This window comes from Erwinia sp. 2186 (assembly GCF_057812255.1).
In genome coordinates this window covers 1,099,646-1,114,781 of the sequence record NZ_CM173824.1, presented here as the reverse complement: position 1 = coordinate 1,114,781, position 15,136 = coordinate 1,099,646, and the positions used below count along the sequence as shown (strand labels likewise).

Genomic DNA, 15,136 nt, shown 5'->3' with positions numbered 1-15,136 from the left:
ATTTACATCTCTCTGGGTACCGTTATCTGCCACGTCTTGTCCAGCCGCCCTCCCTTTGCGATTTCTCGCTTTCCCGTACCAAGCTCATACCGTTCTGGATCCAGATATTTAAGCCAGGCATGCTGGTGTCGGTTGGCCAACCACAGAAAAAGACGTTTCACCTTGATACTGGAACTTGCTTGCAGCAGCAGATCTAACTTACGCGGTGATAATGTTGTCAGGCCCTGCATAAGTTGATCGGCATGTTCAACGCTAATGCTTTTAGGTACGTCTGCCAGCAGTTCAAGAAAAGCTTTTTCAGGCCCGGAATAGCATAAGGTCGGCAGCGACTCCCGCCAGCTATCTTCACGAAAATACTTTGGGTTTTCTGTCACCGATGAAGGCCAGAGCCGTTGTACTCCACGCCATTCGAATTTGACATCAATGTCAATTTTATGTAACCAGGCAGGTAACGGGGACGCAGAGAACAGGTGAATGTGGGGTGTGCTTCCTCTGGCTTGATAATGCACCAAACCTTCTATCTCCAGTGCGCTAAATGCTCCGACACAGACCGGTTCGTCGCGCATGCGTTGAAGCGATGCAACGACGCCTTTCCAGTGCTGCGGCTTTTCTTCTCGTGCATAGACACCCGGCGTGAGTGGCAGTAGTGTCCTGCTCTTAACCGCATTATCAAGAAAATGAAGGTTAATTCCCTGAGCGAGCAGCCAGGATTTTGTCGCCACCATGCCAACGGGGAGCAAATTTTTAAGCTGTTGTCGTGCAATGAGATTGAGCATAACTCCCCAGGGGGTTTGAAGAAGCCAGAATTCACGTCGATTACTGCCGTAATCTATTATTTATTCAAACTTACTCTGCCTCGGGGTTTAAGTAAACCTCAATACACGGCAATAAACGCCGTAAAAACCAATATTATTAAACCAACCCTGTTCCTTTGCCTGCGCCCGCAGCGTCAGATTCAGAGCGAATCAATTATAATAAACATTAAATATCACCATCGAATCGGCGCTGCCAGGCGTGACGGTTTCGGCCGTCTGGTAGTACTTCGCTTCGAAATTCACCAGGTTATCCCCCTCGGCGATGGTGGCGACATTATCATTGAAGCCGGCGATTTCCTTGCCGTTCATCAACAGCTGAATGCCGACGCCGGTTGCTGAATTTTCATCGTTACTCAGCGCTATCACGCCCCGGTCTTGATTAGCAAAGCCATAGATCGGCGTGAAGTCAAAGTGGGCCTGGGTTGCTGCGCCCTTACACTCGGTGAGGCTCACGGCAAAAGGCACCTTAGGACCGGTGCTGCCTGCACGGGTAAAGCTGGCTGATGATAATGTCCCCATCTCGACGTCCGTTACGCTGCTAACCGTGCAGCCGCCCGCCGAAACGGTCATGACGCCCGAAAAGGTAAAGCTGTAGAGATGGCCGCGAGCAACGCGATCGGCATTGGCTTCATCAATGTAAGCCGTTTGCGAGAGTGCGTTGGTTTCACCGTATTTAAGATCCTTATTCGTTCTGACAACATATATTTTGTCGGTCAGCGTGGTTGAACCATTAGATAAAAGCCCCCGACGAACCGATGTGCCGGTGAAGGCTGTAGTCATACAGGACCATGTACCGGAAGCGGAATTGAAATTTGTCCAGACGATACCGAGTCCGGAATCGGATATGGCGGTCCCCTCATCAATCACCGGGCAGGTTAAGCCGTCTACCGACACCGTCATACCTGAACTGCTCCAGGCGGTTTGGCTGACCTCAGACACCTGCTGAAAGTTGCCCGTTAATTTGCAGGTGACATTCACGTTTTTAGTATCAACATGCAGGATATCGCCGGCCCTCGAACTTTCCGCAACCGCAACATCGCCAAGATTAAGAACATAAGAGTCGGTATCGGATGTGCAGTTCATGTCTTCTGCAGAAGCAGACTGGCACGTTAAAAGCGCGGCCATCAACGTTATCAGGCACAGTGTGATTTTCAGACTATTTAGCATCATTTAGTTTCCGTTAATTCCACGATCGGTGGTCGCATCACACGGCAAGTCAGCCACAATAATGCCGTTATTTTTGCTGCGCCCCTTCGCCGAGAATGGCACCGTACAGAGCTGTTCGCCCCCGGCCAGAGACACCCGCAACTGCGCTGTTTCAGGCACACCTGCCAGATAAACGCGCCCTTTTTCATCGGTAATCCCGCTGACGTCGTCCACACGGACCACACTCGCCAGCGGCAGCGGCCGTCCATCCCTTGTCAGCGTCAGGAACACCCGCAGCCCAACTTTGGTTTCATATTCAGCCAGCACCAGCGATTCTCTCGATGGCGTTTTACGCTGGATTGACTGCTTCAGATCGACGTCATCTTCTAAGGTGGAGGTGTCCAGGCTGACCTCATTTTCACGATAGGGTGTCAGTGACGGGACGATGGCATACCCGCGCGAATCCGTTGACAGCCCGCTGCGGTTTTTGATTTTGATATCTTTGCCACCCGGTGCCCGCACCAGTGCCCAGGAACTGCCTTCCGATAACTCCCGGGAAAGCGTGACGCCGTACGGGTGGACGACAACCGAGCCGCGTACTCCCCAGTTAACGGATTCGCTTTCACCATAATAATTTGCATATCCCAACGAGGCGGTTGCCTTGCTCCCCTGCAGGCTGCCGGACAGCGCGGTACTGTTCTTCACCCGGCCATCGGATTGACTGCTGCGGGCCTGGGACATTGACCAGGAAAGGTTATTGCTTTCAAGTGAGGTCCCTGACAGCGTGGTCGACAGGCTGCCCGTTCCCCGGTTTGACTGTGACCAGTTATTGCTCATCCGCATGTTGCTGTCGGAGGTCGGCGACAACCATTTGCCGATTGGCAAGCTGACGTTAACGGAGGTGCTGTTGTCGGTGCGACCTGTGCGCCACAACCGGCTCTGGCTTTGGTTCAGGCTGACGGTGACGCCGGAAAAACTTTTACTCCAGCTGCCGGTGATGGAGCGATTACGTGAGTTAGCCCGGTTCCAGTATTCGGATTGATAGGCGCTGAGCGAGACCGATCCGGCCACGCCGGCATTCTGATTCAGGGTTATCTGTGACTTATTCTTCAGCGTGTAGCGCGAGGCCAGGCGGCTGTTGTTAAAATACTCACTCGCTTCATCAAATGCATAGTATCCGTCGGTGCCATAGCGATAACCGGCCAGGGTCATGGAGGTGCCGGTGGTGTCAAACCGTTTGCTATATTTGGCTTGCAGGGACTGCCCGGTTTTGGAGGAGCCGTCGCTGAAGGTGGTTTCTGCCAGGGTCAAATCCAGTGAAATCGCCCCAACCATTCCCAGACTCTGACCGACACCGAGCGTCCCGGCGCGATAATGTTCGGCCACCAGGCCGCCGCCATACACCGTCGTATTGTTCAGCACGCCATACAGCATTTCGCCCTGCACAAAACGCTGATTTACTGCGCTCTCGGCATTGTTATTGCGCGTGCCATATTCACCGGCGGTCACCGAGTATTTGACCATGCCACGACGGACCGAAATCGGTGGCGAGGCGAATGACTGCGTGTAGCTACGCAACGAACCGTCTTCTTCTTTCACCGTAATCTCAAGATCGCCGGACGAGGATGTCGGATAGAGATCGTTGATCACAAAGGCGCCTGGCGGCACAAAGGTCTGATACAGCAGGTTGCCGTTCTGGCGCACTTCAACCGTGGCATGAGAAAGCGCAATCCCGCGGATTTCCGGCGCATAGCCGCGCTGACTGTCCGCCAGCATTTCGTCCTGGGTGGCCAGCCAGGCCCCCCGGAAGCTGAAGCTGTCCATCACCAGACCGGGGGTAGCCGTTTCACCGGCGACAAAGCGGGCACGCAGCGGACGGATGTCACGCTCCACCGACGTTTGCAGACTGTTCCACTGGCTGATGTTGTTACTGGTACGGCTGTAGGTGCTGTAGTTTCTTAAACGCCAGGGTCCCAGGTTGATGCCACTGCGCACGTTCAGATACTGAGAACTTTGGTTCTGGCTTAGTGCCGACTGATTGCGGGTTTCTGAGCCGGAAGCACTGTAGGAAGCAAAAAACATCGGCAATCCGTCGTCCCACTGTTCAGGGGGGACATCGCCGCGCGCAGACTGATTTAGCGCGGCCTGCGGCAGAGTGATTTCCAGCACCCGCCGTTCAAAATCAAAAAGCGTATCGGCATCGGGGATCGCCGCCGCAAGATCGGAGAGCGTGGCTTCCGCAGGCAGAGAAACCAGTGCCGGGAACGCAGCCACCTTGACGCCCAACTTCTGCAACAATGACGGCGTGAGCTCCGGGCATAAGCGGGTTCCGCAGACGATAAATTTCAGGGTGTATTCGCCCTGCTCTACCCGGTTAACGCTAACCTGCACCGTGTATTCACCTGGCATCTGAATTTCCGGCCGGGACAGGGTTTCAAGGTCAGTATCGGCTTTTTGCGCAGGCGTCAGTTTCAGTGCGTTCACGTTAAAATAAAGCTCCGCCCTGGCCGTTGATAACCCCATTAGCGAGACGATGACAAATAACAGTCCCGCTCCCCGATTTGCTGCCAGATGACTGACAACAAAACCTTGACCTGAATGCTCAGCATCACCACGCATCATTATCTCCAGAACATTGTCTTAGAAATTGACGGTGCGGGAAGGGGTTGTGCCGCCCCAGTCATTGATGGTGCTCCACGAAAAAGTCCGCAGCGCAGAGGCCGGCAGCGCGATCTCAAGGGATGATAAAGGTCGAAGGGTGCCCGGATTTTCAATCTTGCTGCCGTTAACCGTGACCTGAGTCAGGGTGACAACGTAAGGGGTCGGATTTTTGATGATGACGCGGCCAGACCCGGCTGATATCTGCAGTTTTTCTCCGGCGGCGGCCGCGCCACGGGCGGTTAATCCTTCCGGCCGGTAGATAAGTTTGATGATGTTCTGGGTGGCAATGGTCAGGCGCGTTGGATTTTGCTTTTTCTCCACCGCGGGGATTGTGCGGATGTTTAACAGAAACAGGCTTTCACGGTCTTTCGGCAACGCCGTTGGCGATCCGACATAGACAACCCGCACCGGACTTTCTCCACCGGCGGGGAGTTTAAAAAGCGGCGGCGTATTAATAAACGGAATATTATTAGTATCACGACTGTCGAAATTAGAGACCCAGTTCTGAACCAGCTGCGGCGCCTGACGGGGACCATTGCGCAAAGGAACACTGGCTTCTTTCTTACCAGCCTCATAAATCAGCCGTGTTGCACCAAGCGTTAATCCATCAGCCTGGCAAATTAAAGGCAGCAGCAAGGCTATTCCGAGAATAAGTTTAGTGTGTTTCATCGGGAATTGACTCCATATAAAGCGGAAGCATAATTAATTATGCCTCCACTCAATATTTATATTAGGTATTGGCGTAATCGATAACAAAGGTCACATTGGTATCAATCGTTCCGGTGTAATCTGAACTACCGGTATAATCCACCAGCCACGCTTTGAAATTAGCGACAGCCTGGGTTACGCCCGTTTTCAGTGAGTTAAATCCCGTATTTTCAGAGGAGACGCCGGGGGCATAGACAGTCGAAAGATTATCCGCGTCGCTGATACGTATCCCCAGTCCAGCAATATCAGTGGAGAAGAGCGACGTATAGCCCGTCGTGGCGACGGCCGCACCGTTAAAGGTGATAGAGGGGGAGGAGGCAACAGCACAGTCTTTCAGTTCGATACTGAACGGCGTGCCGCCGGTGGTACTGCCAGCCTTACCAAACGAAGTGCTACTGACGGTACCGAAGTTGACGGTTCCCGACGCGGTGGAGCTGCCAGCAATGCTACTGACCGTACAGGCCGCAGCAGAAATGACGCCTTTGAAATTGATTGTCCCGTCCGACGCCAGCGCGCTGGCCGAGAGGCCTAAAGACACCGCTATTACAGCGATTTTGGTACAAAGCTTACTCATGATTATTTCCTATGTTATCAATGTAAAATTTATTTCATTATCTTTCCCGGCAAAATAGGGAGGTATTAAAAACACTCCCTGTTAAAGTGATCACGGATTTCCCTGTCATCCCGATACAATTAAGCATTGGGAATCTCCGTTAATTAACTCTTTATAGAAAGTATGTGTTATCTCGCCGTCACTGCGCACACGGATAGATGAATAATATTATTTATCGAACATTAAGGTCTGAAACAACGTCAGGCATTGGGTCATTCTCGGTACTGTTACTTTCTATCCATTTCACAAATGGCAGCGTATAAATGGCTTCATTGTCGCTGAAGAAATAGACCGTCCCCGTTTTACTCTCACCCGGCGCAAACTCTTGTTGTAAATTCAGCTCAACGCCTCTGGCCACAATTTCTTTACCGGCATGGTTGAATAAAACAAAACAGCCCTTTGATAACGTCGCGGCACTGTCTAACGGGTTAAAGATACTGATCCGGTATGAAACCATATACTGCGCTTTATTATGATCCGTCATGCTGCCGACATCTTTATTCGTCGCGTAGATTGGGCCTGGCTGGAACAGCTGATTAGCATATGCCGGAGCCCCCACCATCAATAATGCCAACATCAGTATTTTTTTCATTTATGACTCTCGTGATGTTTTTCGCTTAACTTAAATAATTAGAAAAATGATATCAAGCATCTTTACGTGCATTGTTAAGGTGCTGACACTCATTTTAAGAGTGCGATAAAAACGTACAACTCATGAATATCCCATTCCTCTCATGAAAATCTCACGCACTTCTTAACCAACCACAAGTCATTGATAAAAAACACACGAATGTTGATCGCGAGCATTTACATAAATAATTACTCTGATGAAAATATTTTTCAACCTGCGTTATTTGAGCTGTGATAAGGTTTTTTCTTTAGCGTCAGGATTATCTAAGGTCGTGATTAGCGCTTTAACCACGCTTATAATCACGAAAAAATAAACACCTGCGTTAAGCATTTACCCTACGCATCAGGAGTCTCCGATGAGAGGATTAGGTTAACTTTAAACGGGCTTTCCGATATTATTTCTTCCTTGTTTTTATTTAAATAACCCATAACAAATGCCAACACCAGAAAGATATACTTTATAAAATACCCTCTCTGCGGTCAATAGCGGCCTTTAACCAAATAAAAAAGAACTAATAGCGAGTCAGGCCAGTCTGAATTTCGTCTATAGTCTCCTATCATACTGGTCAGTAAGGAAATTCCCCTATTCCACACCCTCACATTAAAATACTTTTAACATTATTAGATTCAATACTTCAAAAATATTCCGGAAAATAACCACCGTTATATAGGTATGCATTGAGGCGTTTTGTTAAGGCAGATATAATTTATTAACAAATAAAATAAATATCGCACAAGTAATGTTAAAGCCATCACGACATATTTCGCATTTATTTTATTGCGAGCGTTGTCGGAAGCTGGAGTTTGCCGACTTGCCCTGCATAATGAATGTTTGGAAAATCGGGTCGATTGGATGGCTATTCACTTGAAGCAGAGCCAGCCGTTTTGCCTTCGCTGAGAAACCCGCTGAGCAGGGTACTCTTCACTGGATTACCTCTGTTTTTTTCGTCAAACTGACCGGCCAGGCTCCATGCACCAGTTGAGCGACAAATTGACGAGTTTATGTGGATGTAAAGGCTGTGTTAAGGTCCACGTAAGTACTTGAAAGAATTGAAATGAGTAAAATGATTATGAAAGAGTCGATTGACAAGGATTTATCAGGCCACACCCCAATGATGCAGCAATACCTGCGTCTGAAGGCCGATCATCCGGAAATCCTGCTGTTTTACCGCATGGGGGATTTCTACGAACTGTTCTATGACGATGCGAAGCGCGCCTCGCAGCTGCTGGAAATCTCGCTGACTAAACGCGGGGCGTCAGCCGGTGAACCGATCCCGATGGCGGGCGTACCTTATCATGCGGTGGAGAACTACCTGGCGAAGCTGGTGCAGCTGGGCGAATCGGTGGCCATCTGCGAACAGATTGGCGATCCGGCGCTGAGCAAAGGCCCGGTAGAGCGCAAAGTGGTGCGCATCGTGACGCCAGGCACCATCAGTGATGAAGCGCTGTTGCAGGAGCGCCAGGATAACCTGCTGGCCGCCATCTGGCAGAGCCCGCGCGGCTTCGGCTTCGCCACGCTGGATATCAGCTCTGGCCGCTTCCGCCTGGCGGAGCCGACGGACCTGGAAACCATGGCCGCCGAGCTGACCCGCTCCAATCCTGCTGAACTGCTCTATTCCGAAGATTTCGCCGCCATGTCGCTGATTGAAAATCGCCGTGGTTTGCGTCGTCGCCCGTTGTGGGAGTTTGAAGTCGATACCGCGCGTCAGCAGTTGAATATGCAGTTTGGCACCCGCGACCTGAGCGGCTTTGGCGTCGAACAGGCTCACCATGCGCTGCGCGCTGCGGGCTGCCTGCTGCAATACGTCAAGGATACCCAGCGCACTTCCCTGCCCCATATCCGTTCTCTGACCATGGAGCGGCAGCAGGACGGCATCATTATGGATGCGGCAACGCGCCGTAATTTGGAGATCACCCAGAATCTGGCAGGCGGCATTGAAAACACCCTGGCGGCGGTGCTGGATAAAACCGTCACGCCGATGGGTAGCCGCATGCTGAAACGCTGGCTGCATATGCCGGTGCGGGAGATTAAAACCTTAGAGAACCGTCAGCAGAGCATTGGTGCACTGCAGGACTTTACCGCGGAGCTCTCGCCTCTGCTGCGTCAGGTCGGCGACCTGGAGCGTATTCTGGCGCGTCTGGCACTGCGTACCGCCCGCCCACGCGATCTGGCCCGGATGCGCCACGCCTTCCAGCAGCTGCCTCAGCTCGATGCGATGCTGGCGGAGGTCGCTACGCCGCATCTGCAAACGCTGCGCACGCAAATGGGCCAGTTTGATGAGTTGCGCGATCTGCTGGAACGGGCGGTGATTGAGTCACCTCCGGTGCTGATCCGCGACGGTGGCGTGATTGCGCCCGGCTATCACGCCGAGCTGGACGAATGGCGTGCGCTGGCCGACGGCGCGACCGACTACCTTGATAAGCTGGAAATCCGTGAGCGGGAAAAACTGGGGCTGGATACGCTGAAGGTCGGCTTCAACGCCGTGCATGGCTATTATATTCAGGTCAGCCGTGGGCAGAGCCATCGGGTGCCGATCAACTATGTGCGTCGTCAGACGCTGAAAAACGTTGAACGCTATATCATTCCCGAGCTGAAAGAGTACGAAGACAAAGTTCTGACCTCGAAAGGCAAGGCGCTGGCGCTGGAAAAGGGCCTGTATGAGCAGCTGTTCGACCTGCTGCTGCCGCATCTGGAAGCCTTACAGCTCAGTGCCGCCGCACTGGCGGAACTGGACGTGCTGTCCAACCTCGCCGAACGAGCCTGGACGCTGAATTACAACTGCCCAACCCTGACCGACAAGCCCGGCATCAAGCTGACCGGCGCGCGTCATCCGGTGGTTGAGCAGGTGCTGAAAGAGCCGTTTATTGCTAACCCGTTATCACTCTCTCCGCAGCGCCGCATGCTGGTGATCACCGGTCCCAATATGGGCGGTAAAAGTACCTATATGCGTCAGGCGGCGCTGATCACGCTGCTGGCCTATATTGGCAGCTATGTCCCGGCGGAGCAGGCGGTAATTGGTCCAGTCGACCGCATCTTTACCCGTGTGGGTGCTGCGGATGACCTGGCATCCGGCCGTTCAACCTTTATGGTGGAGATGACCGAAACCGCCAATATCCTGCACAATGCGACCGAACACAGCCTGGTACTGATGGATGAGATTGGGCGCGGCACCTCAACCTATGATGGCCTGTCACTGGCCTGGGCCTGTGCGGAAAGCCTGGCGAACCGCATCAAGGCGATGACGCTGTTTGCTACCCACTACTTTGAACTGACCACCCTGCCCGAAAAAATGGAGGGCGTGGCCAACGTTCACCTCGATGCCGTTGAGCATGGCGACACCATCGCCTTTATGCACAGCGTGCAGGAGGGTGCTGCGAGCAAAAGTTACGGCCTGGCCGTTGCCGCGCTGGCGGGCGTGCCGAAAGAGGTGATCAAGCGTGCGCGACAGAAACTGAAAGAGCTGGAAACCCTGTCCGGCAGCGCGGCCAGCAGCAAAGCCGATGGCCCGCAGTTGCCATTACTGGTTGAGGAAACCTCTCCCGCAGTGGAAGCACTTGAAGCACTGGATGCGGATTCCCTTACGCCGCGTCAGGCGCTGGACTGGATCTATCGCCTGAAAACGATGCTCTAAGCGTCGTTGCTGAACGGCATACGGTCATCACGGGCCGCTGCCGTCTCAAACGCACAACCAAACGGTGGGCATGATGCCTGCCGTTTTTTTTGCACCACTTTACGACCCGCTGCACTCCTGCAGTGAAATCCTCCTTCGGTACTGAAGCGCCTCAGCGTTAATGACGCCAACCTCCCGCCCATCAACCCCTCACGAATACCGGCCTGTATACAAGATGTTAGACCCGCGTCTTACGCTTATTTTTAGTGCCATCACAAATCTGGCCTGCAATATGCATTGCTATCCTCCAGCTAGCAATCATCAGCTCTTCAGGGGCACAGGGGACACCGTTGAACCAACAGGATATCTTGAATCTTGACGCCATCACGCTGGCGGCACACATCCGCGATAAGTCGCTTTCTCCGGTTGAGGTGGTGACCGCCTCGCTGGCTCGAATGGATCTCCTCGAACCCGAGCTGCATGCCTTTTGCACGCCGACGCCCGATCTGGCGATGGCGCAGGCCAGAGCGATCGAACAAAAGATCCTGCGCGGTGAAAAGGTCGGCCCGTTGGCTGGCGTGCCGGTGGCGATTAAAGATCTGATCAGCACCGCCGGGATCAAAACGGTGTCCGGCTCTTGGATCTACGAAAACTTTATCCCCGATGAAGACGACATCACCGTTGAACGCCTGAAGGCGGCCGGCGCCATCATCCTCGGCAAAACCAACGCGCCGGAGTTTGGCTACAGCGGCACCGGCCACAACCCGGTGTTTCCGACCACCCGCAATCCGTGGAATACCGACTTAACCCCTGGCGGCTCCAGTGCCGGTTCGGCTGCGGCGCTGGCGGCAAGAATGTGCCCGCTGGCGCTGGGGAGCGATGGCGGCGGTTCCGTGCGCATTCCCTCCGCCCACAGCGGCCTGTTTGGCATGAAAGCGTCGATGGGCCGCGTCCCGTTGTATCCCGGCTGCCGCGATGAACGCTATCCCGGACTCTCCAGCTGGGAATCGCTGGAGCATATCGGCCCGATGACCCGCACCGTGGCGGATGCCGCGTTAATGCTTTCGGTGATCGCCGGGCCCGATCCCCGCGACCGCCACTCGATCCCCACCAGCGACATTGACTGGCTCAACGCCCCCAAGGGCAGCCTGAAAGGGCTGCGCATTGCCTTCAGCGCTGACTGGGGCTATGCCGCGGTCGACCCACAGGTCCGCGAGGTGGTGGCGAAAGCGGTCAGGGTCTTCGAGCGGGAGCTGGGCTGCATTGTGGTCGAGGCGCATCCCGGCTTCAGCGATCCGAAAGAGACCTTCGCTGCGCTGGTCGCACAGGAAACCGATCTGACCGGCATGCGTAAACTGATGGAAAGCTATGGCGATCGCATGTCGCCCCATCTGGTGGCAATGCTGAACACCAACTGGACCGCCGAGATGTTCACCGATGCCAATATGAAGCGCAAAGAGGTGGTCAACAAAATGTGGCGCTTTATGCAGGGCTACGATTTGTTGCTGACCCCGACGCTGGCAACACCGCCCTTCCCAATCGATATCGAAAGCCCGGCGATGATAGATGGCCGTAGCGTGACGCCTGCCGAGTGGCTGGCCTTTGTCTTCCCGATCAACCTTACCGGACAACCGGCCGCCTCGGTGCCGGCTGGCTTTACCGCCGACGGGTTGCCGGTCGGTTTACAGATTGTTGGTCGTCACCTTGACGATGCGCTGGTGCTGCGTGCCAGTGCGGCATTTGAGAAAGTTTGCGGCTGGCAACATCGGTTACCGCCGATGCTGACCCGCTGATTAACGCCTACTGCTATTTACCGGGGATCACACCACTATGAGCCAGAAAACATCGCAGTCGCATGAGAGCACGTCAGGATTAGAGCAGGAGTTTGAAAACGCGGCCGTACCGCTTTCCCATCGCCATACCACCCGTTCGGTTTCTGCGGTGTGGTTTGGTTTCCCGATGATCCTGACCAATGCCGTTTTTGGCGGGATCATGGCGTACAACCTCGGCTTCTGGCATTCAATTATCGCTATTCTGGCCGGCAACCTGGTGCTGTTCGCCTATGTCGGTGCGCTCAGCTATCTGGCGGGCAATACCGGACTGAACTTTGCCATGCAGGCCCGCAAGACCTTCGGCAGCCGTGGCTACATCATTACCTCGGCGTTTCTGTCGACCGTGGTGATTGGCTGGTACGCCTTCCAGACCGGACTGACCGGCACCATCGTTAACGCCACCTTTGGCTGGAATACCTCGTGGGTGATCGTGCTGGCGACGGTGCTGTATACCGGCGTCACCTTCCTTGGCGTGCGCGCGCTGTCGGTGATTGGCATGATTGCTGCGCCGATGTTTGTCATCCTCGGCCTGGTGGCGCTGTACTTTGTCGCCCAGCATACCGACATCAGCCAGATCAGCAGCTATAAAGGTTCCGCCAGCGGCATCAGCATGGGCATCGCGATGACCATGGTGATCGCCGGATTTGCGGATTCGGGCACCATGACCGCCGACTTCACCCGCTGGTCAAAGAACGGCAAATCGGCGGTGGTCGCCACCTTCTCCGCGTTCCCGCTGGCTAACGTTGTTTCGCTGCTTTCGGGCGTGGTGATTGTGTCTGCCGGTGCGGGCATCAATCCGGCACAAAACGGCGGCGATTTCCTGCATCTGCTTACCGGTCACAATCCGGTGCTGGACATGCTGGCGCTGCTGTTCGTCTTTATCAACCTCGGCTCGGTCTGCACCCACTGCCTGTACAACGGCGCGGTCGGTTATGGCCATCTGTTTAAAAGCAAAATGCGTCTGTGGACGGTGATCCTCGGTGTGATTGGCGGACTGCTGGCGGTGATTGGCGTGTGGAGCTATTTCCTGACCTGGCTGAGCCTGTTGGGTGTCGCCGTACCGCCGATTGGCGCGGTGATGATTGTCGACCTGCTGTTTATGGGCCATATCGCCAGTTCTCGCCCGGAAACAACTTACCGCACCAGCGCGTTTGCCTGCTGGGCGTTCGGCACCGTCTGCGCCAGCATCGCGCACGTCTGGTTCCCGGATGCCGGTGAAGCCCTGATTGGCATGGTTGCCGGCGGGGTGGCTTACGGCATCGTGCAGTCACGATCGGCGAAAAAATGGGCCACGGCATAAGCCTGGGGAGAGTCAGCATGCAGGATTTTTATATTCAGGCCGCACCTTACCACTGGCCGTATGACGGCCAGCTTTCGCCGCAAGACACCGCATTAGTGATTATTGATATGCAGACGGACTTCTGCGGAGCAGGCGGATATGTCGATAAGATGGGTTACGACATTGGCTTAACCCGCGCGCCGGTAAAACCCATCAGCGCGCTGCTGGCGGTGATGCGGGCGCAGGGCTTTACCATCATTCATACCCGCGAGGGACACCGGCCCGATCTGGCCGATCTGCCGGCCAATAAGCGCTGGCGATCGCGGCAAAAAGGCGCCGGGATCGGCGATCCCGGCCCGTGCGGGAAAATACTGGTGCGCGGTGAGCCCGGCTGGGAAATCATTCCCGAACTGGAGCCGGCCGCTGGGGAAGTGGTGATCGACAAGCCGGGGAAAGGATCGTTTTACGCCACCGATCTGGAGCTGATCCTGCATACGCGCGGGATCCGAAATCTGCTGCTCACCGGTATCACCACCGATGTTTGCGTACATACTACGATGCGTGAAGCGAACGATCGCGGGTTTGAATGCTTACTGGTTGCCGATTGCTGTGCCGCAACCGATCCGGCAAATCATGCGGCGGCGCTTGAAATGGTGAAAATGCAGGGAGGCGTGTTCGGGGCGGTCGCCGCGTCCAGCGAAGTGCTGAAGGCGTTGAGTCAGTAAACGACAGGCAATAAAAAAGCGGTGGCTCTCGCCACCGCTTTTCGCATTAACATCGGTAAGTGCCCACGATTATTCGCGGAACAGGGCTTCGATACTCAGACCCTGAGCCTGCAGAATTTCACGCAGACGACGCAGACCTTCAACCTGAATCTGACGGACACGTTCACGGGTCAGACCAATTTCGCGACCCACATCTTCTAACGTGGCCGCTTCATAACCTAACAGGCCGAAACGACGCGCTAACACTTCACGCTGCTTGGCGTTCAGTTCGAACAGCCATTTGACGATGCTCTGCTTCATGTCATCGTCCTGGGTGGTATCTTCCGGACCGTTGTCTTTCTCGTCGGCCAGGATATCCAGCAGCGCTTTCTCAGAATCACCGCCTAGTGGCGTGTCGACTGATGTAATGCGTTCGTTGAGGCGCAGCATACGGCTGACATCTTCAACGGGTTTATCAAGCTGTTCGGCAATTTCTTCTGCACTCGGCTCATGATCTAACTTGTGGGTCAGTTCACGCGCGGTGCGCAGATAGACGTTCAGCTCTTTAACGATATGAATAGGCAAACGAATGGTACGGGTTTGGTTCATGATAGCCCGTTCAATCGTCTGGCGAATCCACCAGGTAGCGTAAGTAGAGAAGCGGAACCCTCTTTCAGGGTCAAATTTCTCTACCGCGCGGATTAACCCCAGGTTACCTTCTTCAATCAGATCCAGCAAAGCCAGACCACGATTGCTGTAACGGCGGGCAATCTTCACTACCAAACGCAGGTTGCTTTCGATCATGCGGCGACGAGACGGAACATCACCACGTAATGCGCGACGAGCGAAGAAAACTTCTTCTTCAGCCGTTAGCAGAGGAGAATAACCAATCTCTCCCAGATAGAGCTGCGTCGCGTCCAATACTCGTTGCGTAGCACCTTGTGACAACAGCTCATCTTCAGCTATTTCGTTATCAGCAGGTTCATTTCCGACGAGAGCCTTCTCATCAAAAACCTCAGCTCCGTTTTCGTCGAATTCCGCATCTTCATTTAGATCTTTAACTTTCAGCGTATTCTGGCTCATTTTCGGCTCCTACCCGTGATCCCAAAGCAAAGCACCAGTTGGTGTTCTGCCGGA

At 54.2% G+C, this 15,136-nt stretch carries 11 protein-coding genes; 4 read left to right on the top strand and 7 right to left on the bottom strand.

The features are described 5' to 3' along the window. Positions 1-2: 2 nt before the first annotated feature. The 6 genes from ACXKZG_RS05105 to ACXKZG_RS05080 form a co-directional block, all read right to left on the bottom strand. Positions 3-776, bottom strand: a complete 774-nt coding sequence (locus ACXKZG_RS05105; RefSeq protein WP_488875803.1) for a type IV toxin-antitoxin system AbiEi family antitoxin domain-containing protein — start codon at positions 774-776, stop codon at positions 3-5. A 189-nt stretch (positions 777-965) separates the two neighbouring features. Then, on the bottom strand, positions 966-1,985 hold the full coding sequence (locus ACXKZG_RS05100; protein ID WP_134822622.1) for a fimbrial protein: 1,020 nt from the start codon (positions 1,983-1,985) through the stop codon (positions 966-968). Continuing rightward, positions 1,986-4,445, bottom strand: a complete 2,460-nt coding sequence (locus tag ACXKZG_RS05095; protein WP_488875802.1) for a fimbria/pilus outer membrane usher protein — start codon at positions 4,443-4,445, stop codon at positions 1,986-1,988. 156 nt (positions 4,446-4,601) lie between these two features. Then, the gene (locus ACXKZG_RS05090; protein WP_013203529.1) at positions 4,602-5,291 is read right to left on the bottom strand and encodes a fimbrial biogenesis chaperone; all 690 of its coding nucleotides are present in this window, start codon (positions 5,289-5,291) and stop codon (positions 4,602-4,604) included. A 61-nt stretch (positions 5,292-5,352) separates the two neighbouring features. After that, positions 5,353-5,904: a fimbrial protein gene (locus ACXKZG_RS05085; RefSeq protein WP_013203530.1), complete on the bottom strand. Its 552-nt coding sequence runs from the start codon at positions 5,902-5,904 to the stop codon at positions 5,353-5,355. A 211-nt stretch (positions 5,905-6,115) separates the two neighbouring features. Further along, positions 6,116-6,535: a DUF4354 family protein gene (locus ACXKZG_RS05080; RefSeq protein ID WP_488875801.1), complete on the bottom strand. Its 420-nt coding sequence runs from the start codon at positions 6,533-6,535 to the stop codon at positions 6,116-6,118. A 1,108-nt stretch (positions 6,536-7,643) separates the two neighbouring features. Here ACXKZG_RS05080 and mutS point away from each other — a divergent pair. The 4 genes from mutS (at position 7,644) to biuH (ending at position 14,020) form a co-directional block, all read left to right on the top strand. Further along, complete coding sequence (gene mutS, locus ACXKZG_RS05075; RefSeq protein ID WP_488876228.1) at positions 7,644-10,205, top strand: DNA mismatch repair protein MutS; 2,562 nt, start codon at positions 7,644-7,646, stop codon at positions 10,203-10,205. 329 nt (positions 10,206-10,534) lie between these two features. After that, positions 10,535-11,977, top strand: a complete 1,443-nt coding sequence (locus ACXKZG_RS05070) for an amidase (protein WP_346567044.1) — start codon at positions 10,535-10,537, stop codon at positions 11,975-11,977. A gap of 37 nt (positions 11,978-12,014) precedes the next feature. Further along, the gene (locus ACXKZG_RS05065; protein ID WP_488875800.1) at positions 12,015-13,316 is read left to right on the top strand and encodes a purine-cytosine permease family protein; all 1,302 of its coding nucleotides are present in this window, start codon (positions 12,015-12,017) and stop codon (positions 13,314-13,316) included. 17 nt (positions 13,317-13,333) lie between these two features. After that, complete coding sequence (gene biuH / locus ACXKZG_RS05060; protein WP_488875799.1) at positions 13,334-14,020, top strand: biuret amidohydrolase; 687 nt, start codon at positions 13,334-13,336, stop codon at positions 14,018-14,020. Between the two features lie 69 nt (positions 14,021-14,089). Here the strand turns inward: biuH and rpoS are convergent, their stop codons facing one another. After that, positions 14,090-15,082, bottom strand: a complete 993-nt coding sequence (gene rpoS, locus ACXKZG_RS05055) for an RNA polymerase sigma factor RpoS (RefSeq protein WP_013203537.1) — start codon at positions 15,080-15,082, stop codon at positions 14,090-14,092. Between the last annotated feature and the right edge of the window lie 54 nt (positions 15,083-15,136).

Coding starts and splice junctions, on each gene's coding strand:
- ACXKZG_RS05080 (WP_488875801.1), bottom strand. CDS start 6,535: ATGAAAAAAATACTGATGTTGGCATTATTGATGGTGGGGGCTCCGGCA.
- biuH (WP_488875799.1), top strand. CDS start 13,334: ATGCAGGATTTTTATATTCAGGCCGCACCTTACCACTGGCCGTATGAC.
- ACXKZG_RS05065 (WP_488875800.1), top strand. CDS start 12,015: ATGAGCCAGAAAACATCGCAGTCGCATGAGAGCACGTCAGGATTAGAG.
- ACXKZG_RS05100 (WP_134822622.1), bottom strand. CDS start 1,985: ATGATGCTAAATAGTCTGAAAATCACACTGTGCCTGATAACGTTGATG.
- ACXKZG_RS05085 (WP_013203530.1), bottom strand. CDS start 5,904: ATGAGTAAGCTTTGTACCAAAATCGCTGTAATAGCGGTGTCTTTAGGC.
- ACXKZG_RS05105 (WP_488875803.1), bottom strand. CDS start 776: ATGCTCAATCTCATTGCACGACAACAGCTTAAAAATTTGCTCCCCGTT.
- mutS (WP_488876228.1), top strand. CDS start 7,644: ATGAAAGAGTCGATTGACAAGGATTTATCAGGCCACACCCCAATGATG.
- ACXKZG_RS05090 (WP_013203529.1), bottom strand. CDS start 5,291: ATGAAACACACTAAACTTATTCTCGGAATAGCCTTGCTGCTGCCTTTA.
- rpoS (WP_013203537.1), bottom strand. CDS start 15,082: ATGAGCCAGAATACGCTGAAAGTTAAAGATCTAAATGAAGATGCGGAA.